At 63.9% G+C, this 4,550-nt stretch carries 6 protein-coding genes; 3 read left to right on the top strand and 3 right to left on the bottom strand.

Annotated elements, in window-relative coordinates; genetic code table 11:
- Positions 1 to 148 precede the first annotated feature (148 nt).
- From Q4C89_RS13960 to Q4C89_RS13970, 3 genes are read right to left on the bottom strand one after another with little or no spacing between them, the layout of a single operon-like run.
- Positions 149 to 1,069, bottom strand: a complete 921-nt coding sequence (locus Q4C89_RS13960; protein ID WP_303103232.1) for a carotenoid biosynthesis protein — start codon at positions 1,067 to 1,069, stop codon at positions 149 to 151.
- The gene (locus Q4C89_RS13965; RefSeq protein ID WP_303103233.1) at positions 1,066 to 1,455 is read right to left on the bottom strand and encodes an NUDIX domain-containing protein; all 390 of its coding nucleotides are present in this window, start codon (positions 1,453 to 1,455) and stop codon (positions 1,066 to 1,068) included. Before Q4C89_RS13965 ends, Q4C89_RS13960 begins: the two co-directional genes overlap by 4 nt.
- Positions 1,452 to 2,987, bottom strand: a complete 1,536-nt coding sequence (locus tag Q4C89_RS13970; RefSeq protein WP_303101114.1) for an NAD(P)/FAD-dependent oxidoreductase — start codon at positions 2,985 to 2,987, stop codon at positions 1,452 to 1,454. The genes Q4C89_RS13965 and Q4C89_RS13970 overlap by 4 nt, the downstream gene beginning before the upstream one ends.
- A gap of 131 nt (positions 2,988 to 3,118) precedes the next feature.
- Here Q4C89_RS13970 and Q4C89_RS13975 point away from each other — a divergent pair, with 131 nt between their 5' ends.
- From Q4C89_RS13975 to Q4C89_RS13985, 3 genes are read left to right on the top strand one after another with little or no spacing between them, the layout of a single operon-like run.
- Entirely contained in the window at positions 3,119 to 3,391 is a 273-nt protein-coding gene (locus Q4C89_RS13975; protein WP_303103234.1) for a helix-turn-helix transcriptional regulator, read from the top strand.
- Entirely contained in the window at positions 3,388 to 3,906 is a 519-nt protein-coding gene (locus Q4C89_RS13980; protein WP_303103235.1) for a hypothetical protein, read from the top strand. Before Q4C89_RS13975 ends, Q4C89_RS13980 begins: the two co-directional genes overlap by 4 nt.
- Entirely contained in the window at positions 3,903 to 4,370 is a 468-nt protein-coding gene (locus tag Q4C89_RS13985; RefSeq protein WP_303103236.1) for a hypothetical protein, read from the top strand. The genes Q4C89_RS13980 and Q4C89_RS13985 overlap by 4 nt, the downstream gene beginning before the upstream one ends.
- Positions 4,371 to 4,550: the final 180 nt, after the last annotated feature.

Here is a 4,550-nt window from a genome sequence, read left to right on the forward strand (position 1 = left end):
TTCACGCGAGGATTTGGACAAAGGCGACGACAGGTCACCGGCGGAAAACGTCATGTGCTTCAGCATAGCGGGCTGAAACGGCAATGTCGGAAATCCGACCTTTTGGCAGCGTGAAAGATGACCAGACAGAGAGCGGGAACGCTCCGTCTCAACGCCTGCCGACGCCGAGTGCCAGCGCCGCCCCCAACAGCATGGCGAGCAGGGTGACGCCCGCTTCCAGTGGTCGCCCGACCAGCAACAGGCCACCGGGCAGGAAAAAGGCCTCGGTGAAATAGGCCAGGGCGAAGGATGGCCCCGGAGTCCGAACCGCCGCCCAACGCTCTCCGGAGAGCCGCTGCATACCCCAGGCAATCAGCGTGCCCACCGCCCACCAACCCAGGAAATTCTGCACGGGTGCGCCTGCCCACAGCGGTTGCGGATCGCTCCACAACCAGTAGCGCTGCGCGGTCATCAGCGGTTCCAGTCCCACATCCCAGAGCATGATGAGCAGCCCCGCCAGCCAGGGCCGCCCGCCCGAGAGCAGCAGCCCCGCCAGGGTGAAGGCGAACCAGCCGAGCGGCACCATGAGCGGCACCGTCAGGACGGTGGGCGGCGGCGACGTGGCGTAGGAGTACTGTCCGAAAGGAATGCCGGTTCGACTGCCCAGCACCTCCACCCCCAGTCCGGTCAGGCAGGCGAACAGCGCCATCGCCCCTGCCCGCGCCCAGCCCACCCGCTCCGCCGCGAAACTCAGGGCCGAGGCGAACAGGGCCGCCGTGCTGAGCAGGCCCAGCAGGGGAAAGCCTTCAGGCCACAGCGGAACCGGGATTTTGAGGGCCACCGAGAGCGCCAGCCACCACAGCCAGGGCTGCATGAACTGAAGGAGTGCCCGCCAGCGCTCCGCCAGAGTGCCGCTAAAATTCGCCCCCAGCGCGTCGCCTGCCAGGGCGAGCAAGAGAGACAGCGGCAGCCCCAGCACAATAAGTCTCCAGCCGAAATCACCGCCTCTAATCACCAGGAGCGCCCCTAAAAAGGCGAGGCCCAGCGCGGCAAAGGTGAGGCCCCAGCGCAGGAGTTGGGGGGGAATCAAGGAAGTGCCCTTAGTGCTGCGAGGTAGCTCTGGGTGACTTCTGACAGAGCGGTGGGCAGATGGTCCAGGGGCCACCACTGCACCTCGGCTGCGTCGTCTTGGGCCTGAGCTGCGCCTCCCGTGTAGGCGGCGGTGAAGACGTGGGTCGTCCAGTCCACCACATTGCCATCAGGGTAGGTATGCCGATGTTGCCAGATACCCAACTCCCGCAGGGGGCCGACGCTGAGGCCCGTTTCCTCACTCAATTCCCGGCGGGCCGTCTGGGCGGGCGCTTCCAGAAGGTCTTGGCCTCCGCCGGGGATATCCCATAGCCCGTTGTCGCGGCGGCGTATCAGCAGAACTTCCTGACCCTGCAAGACGGCAATCCCCGCGCCTGTTCGTTTCACTTCCAGCGCCTCCGGGTCAGGTCTTTGACGATGACCCGCGCCGCGTTGCGCCCGCTCGCGCCCATGATTCCGCCGCCGGGGTGGGTGCTCGCGCCCGTCAGGTACAGCCCCGCCACACCGGGCCAGCGGTACTGGCTCGCCTTCATCCAGGGACGGAAAGAGAACATCTGGTCGAAGGACATTTCCAGGTGCATAACGTTGCCCCGGTGCAGGCCGAGGTGGTCGTGGAGCCACTGCGGGGTCTGCACCAGTTCGCCCACGATGGTGTCGCGGGTACCGGGCGCGTAGTGCTCGAAGGCGCGCAGGATGTTTTCCCGCGCCTCGGCGGTGCGCGTTTCCCAACTGCCCGACGCCAGCTCGAAGGGGTAGTACTGCGCCCACAGCCACAGCACGTCGCCGTGTGGGGGGGCCAGCGAGTCGTCCACCGCGCTGAAACTCATGGCGACCAGCGGCGGGTCGGTGGTGGGCTGCCCCGCCAGATATTCGCCGTAGCCCTGCATAATCTGACGCTCGTTTTTGACCAGCAGGCCCAGTCCCATGCGGCTGTCCGGTTCGGTGTGGTGGCGGTACTTGACCTTTTCACTCAGGGCGAGGCGCAAAATCATGCCGAAGCCGTTGCCCACGCGCACATTCTTGGCGGCGGCGGGCACATATTCGGCAGGCAGTGCGCCAGCGGTGGTCAAAATGTGTGTGCCTGACACAACGGCGCGGGCGGTGTACGTTTCGCCATTCTCTAGCCGGATACCCTGCGCCTTGCCGTCCCGGATCAGAATTTCCTTGACGGGCGCGTTGGTGAAGACCTCGCCGCCCTCGGCCTCAATCGCTCGGCGGAGCGCTTTGGTCAGGCCGCCGCTGCCGCCTTTGGGCCGCGCCACGCCGCCCTCGTGGTACAGCGGATGCCACAGCAAAAACGGGGCGCTGAGGGGGTCGCTCGGTGGGGGGCCGCTCTGGGCCGCCATCCACACCAGCGGCGCACGCACCCGCTCGTCGCTGAAATATTCCTTCGCCACGTCGCCGTAGGGCCGCAGGATGCGCGGCAATTGCTCCATCCAGTCACGACCCTGCCCGCTGCTGACCACCATCTTGCCCATGTCCAGCGGTCCCGGCGCGGCGTTGAACAGGTCAGCCACCGAGCGGGCGAACGGCGTCCAGTCGTCCAGAAACCGCCCGTACGCCTCGCCCTGCCCCGGAAATTTCTCGTCCAGTTCGCGGATGGTTCGGGCGGGGTCGCGGTGGATGAACCAGGGCGTTTCACCGTCCGAGCAGTGGAACATGGGGTCGACTTCGAGGTAGTGCAGCCCGTGGCGCGTCAGTTCCAGTTCGCGCACGATGGGCGTCATCCGAATCAGGATGTGGGCGCTGCCGCCGTAGTCGAAGCGGTAGCCGGGCACCAGTTCCTCGGTGCTGACCGCCCCGCCGACCAGAGGCCGCCGCTCGAAGACCCCCACCTTCAGCCCTGCTTTGGCTGCGTAAGCCGCCGTCACCAGCGCGTTGTGGCCCGCGCCCATCACCAACAGGTCGTAATCCGGCATTTGAGGTCAGTCTGGCACGGCGGCGGCAGGGCAAAGGGTGGGGATGGGTACGCTCTCCCATTGAAGCGTTTTTCTCAATCGGAATATCTACATGGTTGACTTCTTGTTGTATTCCTACAACAATACGAAGCATGGTTGCCAAATCTTCTGGGCGGCCTACGCCCCCGCCGCTCTACAACCGTCTGCCCGTGCTGCGGGCCGAACGGGGCCTGAGTCGGCAAGACCTCGCCGCCGCTGTAGACGTGAACTATCAGACCATCGGGTATCTGGAACGGGGCGAATACGCGCCCAGCCTCGACCTCGCCTTTCGCCTCAGCGAGTTTTTCGGGCTACCGATTGAGGCGATTTTCAGCCGCACGCCGTTTACGCCCCTGAGTGAGAAGGTTTACGGAGGGAAGGAATGATGACGACGATGCCAAAAACCCGGCCTACTGCTGCCCATCAGCGCCGACTGGCCTCAATCTGGCGTGTAGGCATGGTTTTGCTTGTTATCGGGATGGTCACAGATTCACTTGGGGAAGTTTGGGACAGCTTGAGAACGCAAGGCTGGAATTGGAATCAACTGAACGGGCTGGGCGTGGCAGCGCTGGTCGGTGGCGCTTGCGGCATTGGCCTGACCCTCTACGCCGCCACCCAATTTCAGAAAGGGCCGCAACCTCGTTTCACGGTTTACGGCGTCAACAAAGGAATGGACGAACGCGAAGTCACGCGGCTGCTCGAAGCGCAGGCCAAAGCGCAGCAGTTTTTCGCTCGTTGCTTGATGGGTGTCGCGCTGCTTGGAGGCGTTTGGGGTGCTGATGGGGTTCATCTGAGTTGGTGGAGTTGCCTGCTGGGGCTAGCCTTTTTGCTCAACGCCGTCGTTTATCTGCCTGTCAGCATTCTGGTCGCGGGTGAAAAAGATTTGGAGGACGAAGAATGACCACCTCTCACCTGCCGCACCCGGTTCCCCTCAGAAAGCGTCGTCAGGTGGTGGGGCTTCACGTGCTGGGACTCGCTCTGCTCGCTCTCGCATTTCTGTTCGGGATACGGGGCAACCGAATCGAAGCACCCTTCTGGATTTTGGGCGTTCCCGCCTTTGCCGCTGTTGTTTGGAGTGCTCAGCAATTGCGTTCGCCGCAGTGGGGCTTTTTCGGATGGACGCGGCAGCCGGAAACACTTGATGAGCGCCAGAAAGAGCGGACGCTCTGGGCGACAGCGCAAGCTTCCCGCATGGCCTTTCTAGCGCTTTACCTGCTCTGCAGCTTGCTGGTCGTTTTCGTAAGCAGCGAGAAATTCCCGACGCTGGGGCAGTCGCTGGCGACCCTGCTTCTGCTGGGGCTGGCGACCACCCAAAGTCTGCCCCTACTGATTCTCGCTTGGACTGAGCCTGACCTTCCCGAATAACCAGACCCCAAATCTCAAAGAGGCCCAGGCACACGCCCAAGCCTCTTTTTCTTTTGCCTCATGGCACATACCCCACGGCTCAGGGCTGGTCCTCCTCCGCCCACAGCGCCCGCATTTCCGCGCTTGTGTCCAGCAACTGCTCAAGCGTGCCTTCTGCCGTCACCCGCCCGCCTTCCATCA

The sequence above is a fragment of the Deinococcus sp. genome (genome assembly GCF_030523985.1).
Taxonomy (GTDB): Bacteria; Deinococcota; Deinococci; order Deinococcales; family Deinococcaceae; genus Deinococcus.

What these genes read in the sequence shown, in the direction of transcription:
- Q4C89_RS13970 (WP_303101114.1), bottom strand. Translation starts at nt 2,987, where the DNA reads ATGCCGGATTACGACCTGTTGGTGATGGGCGCGGGCCACAACGCGCTG.
- Q4C89_RS13975 (WP_303103234.1), top strand. Translation starts at nt 3,119, where the DNA reads ATGGTTGCCAAATCTTCTGGGCGGCCTACGCCCCCGCCGCTCTACAAC.
- Q4C89_RS13980 (WP_303103235.1), top strand. Translation starts at nt 3,388, where the DNA reads ATGATGACGACGATGCCAAAAACCCGGCCTACTGCTGCCCATCAGCGC.
- Q4C89_RS13985 (WP_303103236.1), top strand. Translation starts at nt 3,903, where the DNA reads ATGACCACCTCTCACCTGCCGCACCCGGTTCCCCTCAGAAAGCGTCGT.